15 protein-coding genes are annotated in these 16,114 nt (G+C 66.7%); 9 read left to right on the plus strand and 6 right to left on the minus strand.

Annotation, left to right across the window (positions count from 1 at the left end; translation table 11 throughout):
• Positions 1-95: 95 nt before the first annotated feature.
• The gene (locus ACIQ67_RS12770; RefSeq protein ID WP_397534750.1) at positions 96-1,148 is read right to left on the minus strand and encodes an aminoglycoside phosphotransferase family protein; all 1,053 of its coding nucleotides are present in this window, start codon (positions 1,146-1,148) and stop codon (positions 96-98) included.
• A gap of 77 nt (positions 1,149-1,225) precedes the next feature.
• Between ACIQ67_RS12770 and ACIQ67_RS12775 the strand changes: the two genes are divergently transcribed.
• Genes ACIQ67_RS12775 through rsmA form a run of 3 tightly spaced genes read left to right on the plus strand, consistent with a single transcriptional unit; the run spans position 1,226 to position 5,784 of the window.
• Positions 1,226-3,694 (plus strand): LPS-assembly protein LptD, encoded by a 2,469-nt coding sequence (locus tag ACIQ67_RS12775; protein ID WP_397534751.1) that lies wholly within the window; start codon positions 1,226-1,228, stop codon positions 3,692-3,694.
• The gene (locus tag ACIQ67_RS12780) at positions 3,687-5,006 is read left to right on the plus strand and encodes a peptidylprolyl isomerase (protein ID WP_397534752.1); all 1,320 of its coding nucleotides are present in this window, start codon (positions 3,687-3,689) and stop codon (positions 5,004-5,006) included. The genes ACIQ67_RS12775 and ACIQ67_RS12780 overlap by 8 nt, the downstream gene beginning before the upstream one ends.
• A gap of 7 nt (positions 5,007-5,013) precedes the next feature.
• Complete coding sequence (gene rsmA, locus ACIQ67_RS12785) at positions 5,014-5,784, plus strand: 16S rRNA (adenine(1518)-N(6)/adenine(1519)-N(6))-dimethyltransferase RsmA (RefSeq protein WP_397534753.1); 771 nt, start codon at positions 5,014-5,016, stop codon at positions 5,782-5,784.
• Between the two features lie 252 nt (positions 5,785-6,036).
• Here the strand turns inward: rsmA and ACIQ67_RS12790 are convergent, their stop codons facing one another.
• From ACIQ67_RS12790 to ACIQ67_RS12800, 3 genes are all read right to left on the minus strand, one after another.
• Positions 6,037-6,432: a barstar family protein gene (locus ACIQ67_RS12790; RefSeq protein WP_397534754.1), complete on the minus strand. Its 396-nt coding sequence runs from the start codon at positions 6,430-6,432 to the stop codon at positions 6,037-6,039.
• 45 nt (positions 6,433-6,477) lie between these two features.
• Entirely contained in the window at positions 6,478-6,852 is a 375-nt protein-coding gene (locus tag ACIQ67_RS12795; RefSeq protein ID WP_397534755.1) for a ribonuclease domain-containing protein, read from the minus strand.
• 319 nt (positions 6,853-7,171) lie between these two features.
• Complete coding sequence (locus ACIQ67_RS12800) at positions 7,172-9,493, minus strand: NADP-dependent malic enzyme (RefSeq protein ID WP_397534756.1); 2,322 nt, start codon at positions 9,491-9,493, stop codon at positions 7,172-7,174.
• Between the two features lie 180 nt (positions 9,494-9,673).
• On the opposite strand from ACIQ67_RS12800, the gene ACIQ67_RS12805 reads away from it, so the two are divergent.
• Complete coding sequence (locus tag ACIQ67_RS12805) at positions 9,674-11,746, plus strand: ATP-binding protein (protein ID WP_397534757.1); 2,073 nt, start codon at positions 9,674-9,676, stop codon at positions 11,744-11,746.
• Positions 11,743-12,384, plus strand: a complete 642-nt coding sequence (locus ACIQ67_RS12810) for a response regulator transcription factor (protein WP_397534758.1) — start codon at positions 11,743-11,745, stop codon at positions 12,382-12,384. The genes ACIQ67_RS12805 and ACIQ67_RS12810 overlap by 4 nt, the downstream gene beginning before the upstream one ends.
• Positions 12,385-12,395: 11 nt before the next feature.
• Here the strand turns inward: ACIQ67_RS12810 and ACIQ67_RS12815 are convergent, their stop codons facing one another.
• Complete coding sequence (locus tag ACIQ67_RS12815) at positions 12,396-12,977, minus strand: hypothetical protein (protein ID WP_397534759.1); 582 nt, start codon at positions 12,975-12,977, stop codon at positions 12,396-12,398.
• Positions 12,974-14,320, minus strand: a complete 1,347-nt coding sequence (locus ACIQ67_RS12820; RefSeq protein WP_397534760.1) for a M16 family metallopeptidase — start codon at positions 14,318-14,320, stop codon at positions 12,974-12,976. Before ACIQ67_RS12820 ends, ACIQ67_RS12815 begins: the two co-directional genes overlap by 4 nt.
• Positions 14,321-14,414: 94 nt before the next feature.
• Between ACIQ67_RS12820 and ACIQ67_RS12825 the strand changes: the two genes are divergently transcribed.
• From ACIQ67_RS12825 to ACIQ67_RS12840, 4 genes are all read left to right on the plus strand, one after another.
• Positions 14,415-14,714 (plus strand): helix-turn-helix domain-containing protein, encoded by a 300-nt coding sequence (locus ACIQ67_RS12825; RefSeq protein WP_397534761.1) that lies wholly within the window; start codon positions 14,415-14,417, stop codon positions 14,712-14,714.
• Positions 14,715-14,746: 32 nt separating this feature from the next.
• The gene (locus ACIQ67_RS12830) at positions 14,747-15,340 is read left to right on the plus strand and encodes a GNAT family N-acetyltransferase (protein WP_397534762.1); all 594 of its coding nucleotides are present in this window, start codon (positions 14,747-14,749) and stop codon (positions 15,338-15,340) included.
• Positions 15,341-15,523: 183 nt separating this feature from the next.
• Complete coding sequence (locus ACIQ67_RS12835; protein WP_397534763.1) at positions 15,524-15,859, plus strand: GFA family protein; 336 nt, start codon at positions 15,524-15,526, stop codon at positions 15,857-15,859.
• 129 nt (positions 15,860-15,988) lie between these two features.
• Positions 15,989-16,114 (plus strand): YlcI/YnfO family protein (locus tag ACIQ67_RS12840; RefSeq protein WP_397534764.1); only part of this gene is annotated, 126 nt, incomplete at its 3' end.

Raw genomic sequence — 16,114 nt, forward strand, 5'->3', positions numbered from 1 at the left:
CAGAGAGCGGCCCATTGTCCCGGCTTGAAGGGACGCAGCAATCCCGCGAGCCAGGGCCCCCCAGTTCAAGGGGGGGGGGCAGCGTGCGGGCCGGGTCAGCGCAGATTGAAGCCGGTCTGCACCAGCGAGCCGCGCAGGTCTTCCAGCAGATGGGTCAGCGGCGACAGCTCCACATAGCGGGTCGTGACCTTGATGGCATAGGCGAAGAAGCGCGGCAGCTCTTCGGCGTAGGCGGGCTTGCCGTCGCGATGCTTGAGGCGGCAGAAGATGCCCAGGATCTTCAGGTGGCGCTGCAGGCCGCTCCACTCCAGCGCGCGCCAGAACTCGCCAAAGTCTGCGCCCAGGCCTTCGGGGTCCAGCAGGCCGGCCTTGCGCGCCTGCTCCCAGTAGCGGATGGCCCAGTCGAGCTCACGCTCTTCGTCCCAGCTGATGAAGGCGTCGCGCAGCAGCGAGGCGAGGTCGTAGGCAATCGGGCCGCGCACCGCGTCTTGGAAGTCTAGGACGCCGGGCAGGGGCTCGCAGACCATTAGATTGCGCACCATGTAGTCGCGGTGCATTGGCACCTGCGGCTGCTCCAGCATGCTGCGCACCAGGGCCTTGCAGCTGTGTTCCCACCAGGCTTGCTGGGTCTCGCTCCACTGTCGGCCGTACTCGCGCTGCACGCACCAGTCGACAAAGATCTGCAACTCGCGGCGGATGAACACTTCGTCGAAGGCCGGCAGGGCGCCGGCATCGCCGCGTGATTGCCACGTCACCAGGGCCTGCGTCGCGGCGCGCATCAGGCGGTCGGCGTCGGCCGGCTCGGCCTGTTTCAGCGCCTGCAGATAGGGCGTGTCGCCCAGGTCACTGAGCAGCGCGAAGCCTTGTGCTTCGTCCGCGGCCAGCACATCCGGTACATGCAGCGCGCAGCCGCGCATCATCTGCGCCACCGAAATGAAGGCGCGCAGGCTGTCGGGCTGTCCGGGCGCGTCCATCACGATCAGCGTGCTGCCATCACGGCGCTTCACGCGCAGATAGCGCCGTGCGCTGGCGTCGGCATTGGCGAGGGTCACCGTTTCGGGCAGCAGCTCGTGGCTGGCGCTCAAGCCATGCAGCCAGTTCTGGAAGCTTGTTTCGCGGGCGGCGTCGGGCCAGGCAATTGCGTTCATGCGAGGAGGGTGGGGTCAGGCGCCGGGACACGCGCTACGGTGGACTGCGCCTCGCGCAGTGCGGGGCCTCATGGATAATGAATTCTACAAACCGTCGGCATGGAGCCGGCGACCGTCCGAAGAAGACGCCCGTCGACGCCGTGCAACTGCCGCACTCCCCATCCTCACTCCCTGCGAAGTTCCGTCTGAGCCCGCTGCTGCTGGCGCTGGGCTTTTGTGCGCCCGCGCTTGGGCAGTCGACTGCGCCGGCCCTGAACCTGAAGCCCACGCGCCAGCTCGCGCCGCCATCGGCTGACGGGCCCGTGGCGAAGCCGGCGCTGGTGCTGCAAGCGCGGCGCATCCAGGGCCAGCTTGACCAGCAGGCCTTGGCCGAGGGCGAAGCGGAGTTGCGCTATGGCGAGTTGCTGCTGCGCGCCGAGCGCTTTAGCTACGACATGAGCAGTGACGCGGTGCAGGCCGAGGGCAATGTCGAGATCAGCCGCGACGGCAACCGGGTTCGCGGGCCCAGCCTGAGCCTGTTCGTGCAGCGCTTCGAGGGCGAGTTCCTGCAGCCCAGCTATTTCTTCTCTCAGACGGCGGCTGGAGGCAAGGCCAACAGCCTCAAGTTTCTGGGCGGCAAGAAGATGCGGGCCGAGGTGGCGACCTACAGCAGCTGCCCGGCTCCCGAAGGGGAAGCGGCCGAGCCGGCCTGGCAGCTCAGTGCCACCCGGCTGAACATGGATTTCGAGTCAGGCGAGGGCCTGGCCCAAGGCGCGGTGCTGCGTTTTCAGGGCGTGCCGATCCTGGCGGCGCCGGCACTGAGTTTCCCACTGGGCGGGCAGCGCAAGTCAGGCTGGCTGCCGCCCAACATCAGCCTGGACAGTCGCAGCGGATTCGAGTTTGGCCTGCCCTATTACTGGAACCTGGCGCCGCAGCGCGATGCGACGCTGACTCCCTTCATGATGACGCGGCGCGGCGCGGGCCTGGACAGCGAGTTCCGCTATCTGGAGCCGGCGCACCGCGGTGAAATCAATCTGGCCTTGCTGCCCCACGACCGTGTGGCCGGCCGCAGCCGCTGGGCCTTGAATCTGCAGAACCGCGGTGAGCTGGGGCGTGGTTGGGACTACCGGTTGGGTGCCGAGCGGGTCTCGGACGACGATTACTGGAAGGATCTGCCCAAGCGCATCGACAGCGCCACGCCGCGTCTGCTGGCCGGGCAGTTCCAGCTGGAGCGGCGCAGGGAGCTCAGCTGGGGCGAAGCCAAGCTCTATGCCCGCGTCCAGCATTGGCAGTTGCTGCAGGGGCTCGATCCCGCCAGCCGGTTGCTCTCCCCCTACCAGCGCTCGCCTCAGCTGGGGTTGCAGCTGAGCAGCCAGGGTGATGAGGGCGTGCTGGCCGGCTACCTGCCCTGGGGACGTCGCAGCCGTCTGGAAGGCAGCCTGGAGCTGGAATACAACCGTTTCGACCTGCCGAGCGAGGCGCTGGCGTCGCAGACGCAGACCGGCTCGCGCGTGCACCTGCTGGGCCATCTGAGCTTGCCGATGGGCGGTGCGGCCTGGTGGTTGATTCCCAAGCTGAACTTGAACGCAGCCAGCTATTCGCTCGACCGGCCGCTGGCTGATGGCCGCCGCTCGGCCTCGCGCAGCGTGCCGGGCTTCAGTCTGGATCATGGCTGGGTGTTTGAGCGAGAGAGCAGTCTGGGCGGCCGTGCCTTGCTGCAGACCCTGGAGCCGCGGCTGCTGTATGTGAACACGGCCTATCGCGATCAATCGGCGCTGCCCAACTTTGACGCGGCACCCAAGGATTTCAATTTCGACTCGATCTATGCAGAGAACCAGTTCTCGGGCGTGGACCGGGTCTCCGACGCGCACCAATTGGCGGTGGGTGCGACCTCACGCTGGCTCGATGCCAATCAGGGCGAAGAGCTGTTGCGTCTAGGTCTGGTGCAGCGCCTGCTGTTCAGCGACCAGCGCATCACGCCGGACGGCCAGCCGCTGACGCAGCGCGCATCGGACCTGCTGCTGCTGGGCGCAGCCCATCTGTCGCGCCAGTGGTGGCTGGAGGGCTCGCTGCAGTACAACGCCGAGACCAATAAGGCGACGCGTTCCGTGCTGCGTGCGCGTTTCTCGCCGGGCCCGCTGCGCACCGTCAGCACGGCCTACCGCTTGGCGCGTGGCCAGAGCGAGCAGCTGGAACTGGCCTGGCAGTGGCCGCTGTATGGTGTGGGTGCAGCAGATGCACCCCGTGCCAGTGCCAGCGCCTCGGGCGGCAGCTGCAAGGGTGCCTGGTACAGCGCTGGCCGCTTGCAGTACAGCCTGCGCGACAAGCGTTTTACCGATTCGGTGCTGGGCCTGGAATATGACGCCGGCTGCTGGATCGTCCGTGTCGGCGCCGAGCGGCAGTCGACCGGTCGCAGTGAAGCCAACACCCGGCTGCTGCTGCAACTGGAGTTGGTCGGGCTGTCCCGGCTGGGCTCGAATGCGCTCAAGGTCCTGAGGGACAATATCCCCGGCTACCGTCCGCTGAACTCGGAACGATCGAATCTTCTGAATGCCTCCTATGACTGATCTGCCTTTCCGTTCCCTGGTCTTGAGCGCCGCGCTTGCCGCCGCCTTGTCTGCTCCGCCGGCCGAGGCCCAACGCGCAGCCTCGACGGCGCGTCCGGTGGACCATATCGCCGCTGTCGTTAATCAGGATGTGGTCGCTGCGAGTGAAGTGCAGCAGCGCATCGAGCGCCTGCGCGAGGAGGTGCGCCGCCGGGGCGATGTGCTGGACATGGGTGCCTTGCGCAAGCAGGCGCTGGAGTCGCTGATCGAGGAGCGTGTGCTGGTGACCCATGCGCGCGAGTTCGGCACGCGTGTTGACGATGCCGAGCTGGACCGTGTGGTCGGCAATGTGGCGCAGCAAAACCGTCTGACGATGGATGAGCTGATGGAGCGCTTGAAAGCCGAGGGCATGGACTACCGACGCTTCCGCGAGAACCTGCGCGACCAGATCATGTCGGAGCGCGTGCGCGAGCGCGAAGTGCAGGGCCGCATCCGGGTGACCGACGGCGAGATCGACAAGTACCTTGAGGCTCAGCGCGCCAAGATCAGCGACAACCCGCAGCTGAACATTGCGCAGGTGCTGGTCAGCGTGCCTGAGGGCGCGAGCGAGTCCGTGCTGGCTGAGCGCCGGGCACGCGCTGAAGCGGCACTGGCCCGCATCAAGGCGGGTGAAGACTTTGCCAAGGTGGCTCGGGAGATTTCTGAAGACGGCAACAAGGCGGCGGGAGGCATGATCGGCCTGCGCCAGGCGGATCGTCTGCCTGACGAGTTCGTCAACGTCGTCCGTCCGCTCAAGGATGGCGAGGTGTCGCAGCAGCTGCTGCGCACCGGTGCCGGCTTCCACGTCATAAAGCTGGTGCAGCGCATCAGCCCGGCTGCGGCCGGCAAAGCCTCGCAGACCCGCGCACGGCACATCCTGCTGCGTCCCTCGGCCCAGCTGAGTGCTGAAGTGGCAGCGCGCCGCCTGGCCGAGTTCAAGCGTTCCATCGAAAGCGGCCGCGCCAGCTTCGAGGCCCTGGCCAAGGAGAACTCCGAGGACGGCAGCGCGCCCGATGGCGGTGAGCTGGGCTGGACCTCGCCAGGCGGCTTCGTGCCAGAGTTCGAGGAAGCCATGAATGCCCTGCCGATCAACGGCATGTCCGGCCCGGTGGTCTCGCGCTTCGGTGTGCACCTGATCCAGGTGCTGGAGCGCCGCGAGGTCGATGTTGATCCCAAGCAGTTGCGCGAGCAGGCCCGCAACGCGCTGCGTGAAGGCAAGTACGAAGAGGCCTATCAGGAGTGGGTCAAGGAGTTGCGCGCGCGCGCTTTTGTCGAGTTGCGCGAAGCGCCGTGAGCGTCTGATGTCTGCTGCTCCTGCCGCACACCGCGCCCGCAAGCGCTTTGGCCAACATTTCCTGACTGACGGCGCCATCATCGGCGCCATCATCGATGCCATCGATCCGCACGAGGGCGAGCTGGTGGTCGAGATCGGGCCGGGCCTGGGCGCGATGACGCTGCCGCTGCTGGAACGCATTCCGCAGCTGACCGTGATCGAGCTCGACCGCGACCTGGCCGCCCGACTGCGCCAGCGCAAGGGGCTGACGGTCATCGAGTCTGATGTGCTGAAGGTCGACTTCGCCGTTCTGGCGGCCGAGCGCGGCCAGAAGCTGCGGGTGGTCGGCAATCTGCCCTACAACATCTCCACGCCCATCCTGTTCCACCTGCTGGGCTTCGTCGATCACGTGGTCGACCAGCACTTCATGCTGCAAAAGGAAGTGGTCGACCGCATGGCGGCCGCGCCGGGCAACAAGGACTACGGCCGCCTGTCGGTGATGCTGCAGTGGCGCTATCAGGTCGAGTCGGTGCTGGATGTGCCGCCCGAGGCCTTCGATCCACCGCCGCGCGTCGATTCGGCCGTGGTGCGCATGCAGCCGTTCGCGGAGCCACCGGCCTTGGATGCAGCCCTGCTGGGCGAGATGGTGGCCTCGGCTTTTTCGCAGCGTCGCAAGCTGCTGCGCCACAGCCTCGGCAAGTGGCTGGAGGCGCGCGGCTTCAGCGGCCATTTCGACCTGCAGCGGCGTGCCGAGGAGGTGCCGGTGTCCGAGTACGTCGCGCTGGCGCAGGCGCTGTAGCTACTGCGTCAAGCTCAGTCCTGAAACGAAAAGGAGGCCCCTCTGGGCCTCCTTTGACTTGCGCAGTGCTGTCGCTAACTCGTCAGGCGGCGTTGAGCCACATCGAGGTATCGAAGGCGCTGCTCATCATCGGCATGTTCATGCCGAAGTTTGCATTCGCTGCTGCCTTGCTGCTGCTCTTCGCAGCTGGCTTCTCAGCAACCGGGGCCACCTCAGCAGCCCGCTCCCATGACCCGTTTTCTTGGGAGCGGGCTACTGAAAAGAATAGAAGCACCTGAACTGGACTTTGCGATCAGCCCAGTAGTCAGCCGCATCGCGGAACACATCAAGCAACTGCTCGCGCGCCTCGCGGTCAAAGCGCAGGTTGTCAGGCAACTGCTCCAGCACCACCACGAAGCCCGGCTGAGCGCCCGACTTGTGCACCAGGTCGGTCATGCAGTCATGCAGCGCATCCAGGTTCTTGCCAAAGTGAGCAGGGAAGAGGAAGGACTGGGCAATGTCTTCCAGTACATCCTGCTTCGACTGTGCCGAGCTCAGATTGGCGTACAGGAAATGATGCCCTGCCTCCTGGGCTGCCTGCATCAGGTCCTCAACGCGGTAGGCCCGGATGGCCTGCACGATATTGGGACGGACGTTCTGCAAAAGCATGGTCGCGATCCTCCTATATAGTCTCTAGAACTCTTGGCCGCCGACTCACTGCACGACGCGCTTGAAGCTCGCGTAATGATCGTCGGTGAAAAAACAAGCCTCAGGTTGGGTCGGAGGTATCCCGCCGCAGACCAGTCGCCTCGCGCCGCGGTTGGAAGCGCGGGGCGTCTTGACGGTGTATTCGCGGTAATAGCCCCTGGCCTTGATTGGCAGCAGACGTTCGCGGTTGCGGAAAACGCTGCCGTCCTTGTCGTAGGGGAAAGGTCCCCCGGAAAGGATCAGGCTGTGCGTGGTCTGGGCTTCGCGCGGCAGTGCTGCCAAGGCCACCGTGTCCTGTACCGTCACCGATTCCTTGGCTTCCACCGAAGCGCCGGACCCCAATGCTGCAATCAACAAGACTGCAGAACCGAGGCGACGCAAGGATGGCCACTTGGGTGACCGATCGAGCAAAAACACGGGTTTACCCTGAACTATGAAAGCAAGATGGTACCGAATGAGACCGGAAATCTCAAGCGGCCTCTTGCAAGAGAGGGCTTGAAAACTGACTAGTTAGTGTGCGCACACAGTCGTTTATGACGTTGCTACGTATGGCTCAGGGGCCATCATTTCCGGTCGGTAAGCCTCTACAAACTTTTGTAAATGTCTTGGCTTCAGGCAGGTTCAGGCACTGTTTTGGTGCGGTGTGAATACCGAATCCCACGACGAGTGAGGTCACTCGCGTGGGATGGCGGTCGGGCTTTCAGTAGCGCGCGGCGTTCGCGTCAGCCACGGTGAGCGCGGTCATGTTGACGATGCGGCGAACCGTGGCCGAAGGCGTCAGTACATGCACTGGCTTGGCGGCGCCCAGCAGCACCGGGCCGATCGCGATGCCGCCGCCGGCCGCGGTCTTGAGCAGGTTGTAGCTGATGTTGGCGGCGTCGATATTGGGCAGCACCAGCAGATTGGCCTCGCCGCTGAGCGTGCAGCGCGGCATGGCCACCGCGCGGCTGGCTGGATCGAGCGCCACATCACCGTGCATTTCGCCATCCACCTCCAGCCAGGGCGCTTGCTCGCGCAGCAGGGCCAGGGTCTGGCGCATCTTCAGCGCGCTGGGGTGGTCGCTGGTGCCGAAGTTGGAATGCGAAAGCAAGGCCACCTTGGGCTGAATGCCGAATCGCACCATCTCCTCGGCGGCCATCACGGTGATCTCGGCCAGTTGCTCGGGCGTGGGGTCGTAGTTGACGTGGGTGTCGACCAGAAACACCTGGCGGCCCGGCAGCATCAGACCGTTCATGCAGGCATAGACGGGCACGTCCTGTGGGGTGCGCGGGCAGCCGCCTTCGTGCTTGCCGATCACCTGATCGATGTAGTGCAGGTGGTTGGCGGTGGTGCCCCAAGTGCCGCAGAGCATGCCGTCGACCTCGCCTTTGTGCAGCAGCATGGCGCCGATCAGGGTCAGGCGGCGGCGCATTTCGATCTTGGCCACCTGCACCGTCACGCCCTTGCGCTCGGTCATCTGGTGGTAGGTCTGCCAGAAGTCGCGGTAGCGGTGGTCATTCTCGACGTTGACGACGTCGTAATCGCGGCCTTCTTGCAGGCGCAGGCCGAAACGCTCGCAACGTTCGGCAATCACGGCCGGGCGGCCGATCAGGGTGGGGCGGGCCAGACCCTCGTCCACCACCACTTGCACGGCGCGCAAGATGCGTTCTTCTTCGCCTTCGGCATAGGCCACGCGTTTGTTCGCCGCCCGCTTGGCCACATTGAAGATGGGCTTCATGGTCGTGCCCGAGGCGTAGACAAAGCTCTGCAGCTTCTCCCGGTACGCGTCCATGTCAGCGATGGGGCGCGAGGCCACACCCGAGGCTTGAGCCGCCAGCGCCACCGCCGGCGCAATCTTCATCATCAGGCGCGGGTCGAAGGGCTTGGGGATCAGGTATTCCGGGCCAAAGCTCAGATTGGCGCCGGCATAGGCTGCCGCCACAACTTCGCTCTGCTCGGCCTGGGCCAGTTCGGCAATCGCGCGCACCGCGGCGATTTCCATCTCGTCATTGATGGTGACAGCGCCGCAGTCCAGGGCGCCGCGGAAGATGTAGGGGAAGCACAGGACGTTGTTGACCTGGTTCGGGTAGTCGGTGCGGCCGGTGGCCATGATGGCGTCGTCACGCACCGCCTTCACTTCCTCGGGCAGGATCTCGGGCGTCGGATTGGCCAGGGCGAAGATCATGGGCCGCGCTGCCATCTTGGCGACCATGGCAGGCTTGAGCACACCGCCGGCCGACAGGCCCAGGAAAATGTCCGCGCCTTCGATGGCGTCGCTGAGGCTGCGCTTGTCGGTCTTTTGCGCGAAGCCGGCTTTGTCCGGGTCCATCAGTTCCACGCGGCCCTCGTACACCAGGCCGGCCAGGTCGGTCACCCAGATGTTTTCCTTGGGCAGACCGAGCTTGACCAGCAAGCCCAGGCAGGCCAGGGCGGCCGCACCGGCGCCCGAGGTCACCAGCTTGACGCTCTTGATGTCCTTGCCCAGCACCTTGAGGCCGTTCAGGAAGGCCGCACCCACCACGATGGCGGTGCCGTGCTGGTCGTCGTGGAAGACCGGAATCTTCATGCGCTCGCGCAGCTTGCGCTCGACATAGAAGCAATCCGGCGCTTTGATGTCTTCGAGGTTGATACCGCCAAAGGTAGGCTCCAGCGCGGCGATCACGTCGACCAGCTTGTCGAGGTCGTTCTCCTGGATTTCCAGGTCGAAGACGTCGATGCCTGCGAACTTCTTGAACAGCACGCCCTTGCCTTCCATGACCGGCTTGGAGGCCAGCGGGCCAATATCACCCAGGCCCAGCACCGCCGTGCCGTTGGTGACCACGGCCACCAGATTGCCGCGCGAGGTGTAGCGGTAGGCATTGGCCGGATCGGCCACGATCTCTTCACAGGCCGCGGCCACGCCGGGCGAATAGGCCAGCGCCAGATCGCGTTGGTTGACCAGTTGCTTGGTCGGTGTGACAGCGATCTTCCCCGGCGTCGGGAACTCGTGGTATTCCAGCGCAGCTTGACGCAGCTGGGCGCGTTTTTGTTCGGACGTTGGCATGTCGTGGTCTCGATCCTGGCCGCTAGGGACGGGCGATTGTAGGAGTGCGGAACTGGCAGACAGCTGTCAGGGCCATCGCCTTGCTGGGCTGCAGTTTGCGTCATCCACGCGGGTGCGGCGGTACGCGTAACTGCGCATCACGACAGCTTGCCAGCCCCCGATACTGCGCGCACTGACACCATGATGGACAACAACAAGCTCGACCCCGCCAAAGGCTTCACCCCCGCCGCCTCTCAGCTGCATTGGCGCCGCTGGCGGCGGCCGCTGCTGTGGGGCGCGCTGGTCAGCTTGCTGCTGGTGGCGCAATCGCTGCTGGTCGGCCTGACGCTCAGCTACGAGGCCGCTCGCGCGCAGGAACAGGTTGAGCAGGCCGTCACCGAAGTCGCGGCCCGTGCCAAGCAGCTGGGTGGGCGCGAACTGCAAGGCCTGCAGTCCCTGCTGTGGGAGTCGGCCCAGGCGCCGCGCTGGCATGCCGATGCCTCGGAGCTGCTGCGGCGCGCTCGCAGCCTGTTACGCATCGAGTATCGCGATGCCAGCCGCCATGTGGTCGCGGCCGAAGACTCACCCTATGCGCCGCCGCTGTTCAGCCAGATCAGCCGCGAGCAGATGCAGCTGGAAACAGAGCTGGCCTGCGTGGCGGCGCTGCGCCAGGGCGCGCAGCTCTACTCGCGCAGCTACTTCGTGCCGCTGGCTGGCGGCGAAGGTCTGGAGGTGGTGGATCTGTGCATGCCACGCCTGCGCGCTGGCGAGGTCGAGTCCTTCATCGTTGCCACCATTGGATTGCGCCAGCTGCTTGAAGACGCGGTGCCGGCCGAGCTGGCGCGCGGCCACGAGCTGTCTTTCGTCGAAGGCGATGGCACCCGGCTGGCCCGCACCGGCCTCACACGCGGTGCCGGCTTCTACGTGGCTGAGCGCCTGGTCGACCTGCCGGGCCTGACGCTGCAACTGCGCGGTAACAGCGCGGCCGGTCAACCCCAGCTGATTCCCAACCTGGCGACTGCCCTGGTGATGGGTTTGTCGCTGGCGCTGTTCGCCGTGGTGCTGCTGCTGGCGCGCGATGTGCGCCGGCGCGCCCATGCCGAAGCCGCGCTGGCCGAGGCGCTGGCCTTCCGGCAGGCGATGGAGAACTCGCTGATCACCGGCCTGCGCGCGCGCGACATGGACGGCAACATCACCTACGTGAACCCGGCCTTCTGCACCATCGTCGGCTTCACGCCCGACGAGCTGCTGGCGCAGCCCATCCCGCCCTATTGGCCGCCCGAGTTCGTTGCCGAATACCAGCGCCGCCATGCTGAGCGCCGCCAGCGCCGCGACCTGGCGCCCGAGCAGCGCCAGGGCTTCGAGACGGTGTTCATGCGCCGCAACGGCGAGCGCTTCCCGGTGCTGATCTTCGAAGCGCCGCTGAAGAATGCCCAGGGCGAACAGACCGGCTGGATGAGCGCGGTGCTGGATGTCTCGGCGCAGCGCCGCGTCGAGGAACTCTCGCGCCAGCAGCAGGACCGCCTGCAGGCCACCGCCCGCCTGGCTACAGTGGGCGAGATGGCCTCCTTGCTGAGCCATGAGCTGAACCAGCCGCTGTCGGCCATCGCCAGCTACGCCACTGCCTCGTTGAACCTGGTCACGCGCGAGGCCAACGATCCGCAGACCCCGGCCATGGTGCGCCAGGCCCTGACCCGCATCGCCGAGCAGGCCGAGCGCGCCGGCCGCGTGATCAAGAGCGTGCACGACTTCGTGCGCCGGCGCGATCAGGCGCGCGAGGTGATCGGCATCGACCAGCTGTTCGATGCCGTTCTGCCCCTGGTTCGCCTGCAGGCGCGCAAGAGCGGCGCGCGCATCGATGTGGAGCTGCCCCAGCCGGCGCCGCGCGTGCGCTGCGACCGCACCATGGTCGAGCAGGTGCTGCTGAACCTCAGCCGCAACGCCATCCAGGCCATGGAGCCCGCTACGCCGCTGGCCGAGCGTGTGCTGACGCTGCGCGTCACGCAGGCCTCGCCGCGCTGGGTCAGCATCGCGGTGATCGATCGCGGCCCGGGCATCGCGCCCGGCGTGGCCAAGCAGCTTTTCACCCCTTTCTTCACCACCCGAAGCGAAGGCATGGGCTTGGGCCTGAGCCTGTGCCGCACCGTGATCGAACAGCATGGCGGCGCGATGGATTTCGAGAGCCGCAGCGAAGCCGGCCCGCAGGGCGGCACCGGTACTGAATTCCGCTTCACGCTGCCGTCCGATAGCATGGCCGCCGAGGAGAGCCGATGAACCGCCACCCGCTGCCCATGGTCTATCTGGCCGACGACGAAGAGGTCGTGCGTGATGCACTGGCCTGGCTGCTGCGCTCGCGCCGCCTCTTGTCCGAGGGCTTCGCCAGCGCCGAAGATTTCGAGGCCATGCTGGATGCGCGCCCCGGCCGCGGCGCCGACTGGCCTGATGCGCCGGCCTGCCTGCTGCTGGACGTGCGCATGCCCGGCATGAGCGGCCTGGCCCTGTTCGAGCGCCTGCAGGAGCGCGGCCTGGGCGACTCGCTGCCGGTGATCTTCCTGACCGGCCACGGCGATGTGCCCACTGCCGTCTCGGCCGTCAAGCGCGGCGCCTTTGATTTCGTCGAGAAGCCGTTCTCCGACAACGCGCTGGTCGACCGTGTCGAGCAGGCGCTGCAGATCAGCGAGCGCGCCATCGAAGCGCGCCAGCAGCTCGGCCAGCGCGCTCAGCGCATGGCAGAGTTGACCGACCGCGAGCGCGAGGTGATGAACCTTGTGATCCAGGGCCTGGCCAACAAGCTGATCGCCGACCAGTTGAACATCAGCGTGCGCACGGTGGAAGTGCACCGCGCGCGCGTGTTCGAGAAGATGAACGTCAAGTCGGCGGTGGAGCTGTCCAATCTGCTGCGCGACGGCTGACCGCCAGCGGGTCAGTCACCTAGCTCGATCACGCCGGCCAGCGGCGCATCCTCCAGCGCTGCGGGCAGTGCATAGTCTGCTAGCACCCAGGCCCGAGTCTCGTCTTCAGCCGCGTCCAGCAGCAGCTCACTCAGCACGCGGGCCGAGCGGCCATCCAGCGCCGCATAGGGCACATCCAGCAGCGTCAGCTGTGCGCCGCTGGCCGCAGCGCCCACCAGGCCCAGCTTTCGCCGGCTGCCGGCCGACAGCATGAACAGCGGCTTGTCCAGATGCTCGGCCAGCGCGAAGGCCTCGATCAGCGCCGCCTGCAGCGCATCGGTCCAGCGTCCTGATGCTGCGCCGCGCCGCTCATCCAGCCATGCGCGCGCCACCATCTGGTCATGCGCGGCATCGGCCGGCTGTTCGTGCCACAGGCTCAACGTGGCGTTCTCTGCGATCAGCGCCAGCAGCGCTGTCTTGCCGCGGCCCTCGCCGCCGTGCACCAGCGTCAGGCCGGGGCGCAGCGTGAAGCTCAGTGGGGCGTCCTGCCCCGGGCAGGGCAGATCGCGGGCCTCGAACAGCACAGCGCTGGTGCCAGGTCTTGCCGTTGTCATGCGCTGAGCTCTTCTGCTTCGCTCAGCCCGAACAGCGCCGCCGCCCGCTCGCGCGCCTTGGCCGGCACGCTGCCGGCCAGCGCCACAGCGGCGCGCTGCTGGCCGCCCTGCATCGCGGCAAAGGCTGATTGCACCTGGGCTGGTTTCACCGCCTGCAGCTGCGCCAACCAGTCCTGCGTGTCGCGCAGGCGGTCGAACGTGAACAGGTCTTGCGCCGCCGCCTCCAGCCGCCGGGCCGGCTGTTCCAGCCCGCGCAGCGCGCGCACCGCCAGCTGGCGCCGCGCGCGTTCCAGAGCCACGCGGTCAGCCTCAACGCCACCCTCAGCATGGCGCTGCAGCAGTGCATGCACGGCATCCAGCAGCTCCACCGCCTGCTCGGGCGCGGTGGCGGCATCGATCACGAATTGCCCGCCATGCGGCCAGATGTCAGCCGCGCAACCAGCCTGATAGGCCAGGCCGCGGCGCTCGCGGATCTCGTCCAGCAGCGGTGAGCTCATGCCCTCGCCCAGCATCGCGGCGGCCAGCACATGCGGCATCGTGGCGGCCTCGCCCGCAGCCAGTGCCGGCGCCGGAAAGCCCAGCACCAGCTGGGTCTGCCCGCTGCCGGCCAGGCGGCGCGCCTTCAGCCCGCCTTGCCAGCTCGGCAGGTCCACCGCATTGGGTGCACCGGCGGGCATGGCGCCGAAGCCGGTGTCCTGCTCCAGCTGGCGCAGCAGCGCGGCAAACATCGTCTCGTCCACCGGCCCGGCTGCCGCGATCACCACATTGCGCGCCGTGTACTGGCGCTGCACATATGCCAAGAGGTCTTCGCGCTTGAAGCGCCGGATATTGGCGCGCGTGCCGATGATGGGCCGCCCGGCAGGGTGGCGCGCGCCATAGCAGGCGGCATCGAACAAGCGAAAAGCCAGCGCACCGGGGTCGTCTTCGTACTCGGCGTATTCCTGCTCGATCACACGCAGCTCGCGCGCCAGCTCTTCTTGCGGAAAACTGGGGTTCAGCACGATGTCGGCCAGCAGCGTCACAAAGGCCGGCAGGTCGGCGGGCAGGCCTTCGATGTGGAAGGCGGTGTGGTCCTTGTCGGTATGCGCGTTCACCTCGGCGCCCAGGGCTTCGGCTTCCAGATTGATGCGCTGGCAATCGCGCGTGGCCGTGCCCTTGAAGGCCATGTGCTCCACCACATGGCTGATGCCGTTCAGCCGCGCGAGGTGCTCATGCAGGCTGCCGGTACGCACGAACACGCTCAGGGAAATGGTGGCGCGCCAGGGCATGGGGATGGCAACGAGGCGCAGGCCGTTGGACAGGGTGGCAAGCAGCGGTGCGGGGGCAGAGGCAGTGGTTTCCAAGGCGGGGGAGCGGTCGGTTTGGGCTGAGGGAACAAGGGTTTGCTAGTGTCGCCGTTCCGGCCTGAGCCTGCAGCCGCAAGGCGACAATGCCGCCATGGCACAAGGCAAGCGAATCTCGGCAGACATCGGCGGCGACGCCCTCCAGACCATCCAGCAGCTCGGCGCTGCCGCCAAGGCCTCCCGGCAGCAGGCCGGCGAAGGTCAGGCTGCTGCTGCTGCTCGCCTGGGCGTGCATGTGCAGACCATCGGCCGCATCGAAGCCGGCGAGCCCGGCGTGGCCATCGGCCATGTGATGGGCCTGCTGGCGCTTTACGGCCTGTCGGTGCGCATCGAGCCGCTGGCTCCGGCGGCGGCCCCAGCTTCTGAAACAGCCCAAACCGGTTCGCCGGCCTGACTGCGGCGTGATCTGCAGGCGCTGTCGACCCGATGACGATCACGACAACGATGCCGCCCGCGCTGGCCCAGCGCCTGGCCCAAGCCATCGAGACGCCCCGGCTGCTGCTCGAACCCATGAGCGAGCAACATGCTTCGGCCTTCTTCGGGCCGCTGCAAAGCGACGAGGCGCTGTACCGCTGGATCTCGATGGATCGGCCCAAAAGCCTTGAGGCCTTGCGCACCCATTGGCGGCGCATCGAGCAGAGCGGCCGCATCTCGCCCTGTCAAGGTTTTGCCTGGCCGGCCTGGGCGCTGCGCCGCAAGGCCGATGGTCAGTACCTCGGACGCGTCGATGCCGAAATCACCCCGGGCCTGGAAGCCAGCAACTTCGGCTACTACCTCTTCAGCCCGCACTGGGGCCAGGGCTACGCCAGCGAAGCCGCGCGGGCCGCTACCCAGGCGCTGGCGCAGCGCGGCGTGCAGCGCTTGGTGGCCACCGTGACGGTGGGCAACGGGGCCTCGGCGCGGGTGTTGCAGAAGGCAGGCTTTGCGTTCACGCGCATCCTGCCGGGCAATGACTGCGTTGGCGGCGTGGCGGTGGATGATGAGGAGTACGTCAAGGAGCTTGCGAGTGAGGGTCCCTAGCGTCATCAGATTCATGGAGGCCGTGGCGGCCGTCTGACCGGCGGGCGGCGGAAACGGCGGCAATAGAGAGATGTTCCGCTATCGTCGGGCCATCGATCGCCACCAGCGCCGCAAACCTCTATGTCTCAGCGCCTTGCCTCCTGCAGTTGCGGTCAGCTCACAGCTCAGGTTGTCGGTGACCCGGTGCGTGTTTCCATCTGCCACTGCCTGGCCTGCCAGCGCAGAACCGGCAGCCCCTTCGGCCAGCAGGCCCGCTTCCGCCGTGAGAACGTGGTGATATCAGGCGGCTCGTCCGAATATGTGCGCATCGGTGATGAAGGCTCCCGCATTCGCTTCCACTTCTGCCCCCACTGCGGCGCGACGGTCTACTACGAGCCTGAGGGCTTGGACGATGACTACCTCGCCATCCCCATCGGCGCCTTCGCTGATCCGAGCTTCCCGGCGCCGAGCGTATCGGTCTACGAGGAGCGGATGCATGGCTGGGTGGTGGTTCCGGAGGGGGTGGAGCACATTCCTTAGGGGGGCGGCGTTGATGTCGGGGAGTCGATTGGCTGGTGACGGCCAGGAACGATCATCAGCGACTGCCCGCTTCAGGGCGTCGCGGCGGCCTCGATCGCGGATGTAGCACGTTTGCTATACATTCCACCCATGCGCTCCGCCACCTTTCCTCCGATCCGCGTCGAGCCCGAGGTTAGGGCCGAAGTCGAGGCCGTCTTGCGCGAAGGCGAGTCGCTGACGCAGTTCATAGAGGAGGCGGTCGTCTCGGCCGCAGCT

Source organism: Roseateles sp. (genome assembly GCF_044373315.1).
Taxonomy (GTDB): domain Bacteria; phylum Pseudomonadota; class Gammaproteobacteria; order Burkholderiales; family Burkholderiaceae_C; genus JACDQM01.

Bases quoted from the DNA above. Each gene is read 5' to 3' on its own strand.
- ACIQ67_RS12770 (WP_397534750.1), bottom strand. From the start codon at position 1,148: ATGAACGCAATTGCCTGGCCCGACGCCGCCCGCGAAACAAGCTTCCAG.
- ACIQ67_RS12775 (WP_397534751.1), top strand. From the start codon at position 1,226: ATGAATTCTACAAACCGTCGGCATGGAGCCGGCGACCGTCCGAAGAAG.
- ACIQ67_RS12780 (WP_397534752.1), top strand. From the start codon at position 3,687: ATGACTGATCTGCCTTTCCGTTCCCTGGTCTTGAGCGCCGCGCTTGCC.
- rsmA (WP_397534753.1), top strand. From the start codon at position 5,014: ATGTCTGCTGCTCCTGCCGCACACCGCGCCCGCAAGCGCTTTGGCCAA.
- ACIQ67_RS12790 (WP_397534754.1), bottom strand. From the start codon at position 6,432: ATGCTTTTGCAGAACGTCCGTCCCAATATCGTGCAGGCCATCCGGGCC.
- ACIQ67_RS12800 (WP_397534756.1), bottom strand. From the start codon at position 9,493: ATGCCAACGTCCGAACAAAAACGCGCCCAGCTGCGTCAAGCTGCGCTG.
- ACIQ67_RS12805 (WP_397534757.1), top strand. From the start codon at position 9,674: ATGATGGACAACAACAAGCTCGACCCCGCCAAAGGCTTCACCCCCGCC.
- ACIQ67_RS12810 (WP_397534758.1), top strand. From the start codon at position 11,743: ATGAACCGCCACCCGCTGCCCATGGTCTATCTGGCCGACGACGAAGAG.
- ACIQ67_RS12815 (WP_397534759.1), bottom strand. From the start codon at position 12,977: ATGACAACGGCAAGACCTGGCACCAGCGCTGTGCTGTTCGAGGCCCGC.
- ACIQ67_RS12825 (WP_397534761.1), top strand. From the start codon at position 14,415: ATGGCACAAGGCAAGCGAATCTCGGCAGACATCGGCGGCGACGCCCTC.
- ACIQ67_RS12830 (WP_397534762.1), top strand. From the start codon at position 14,747: ATGACGATCACGACAACGATGCCGCCCGCGCTGGCCCAGCGCCTGGCC.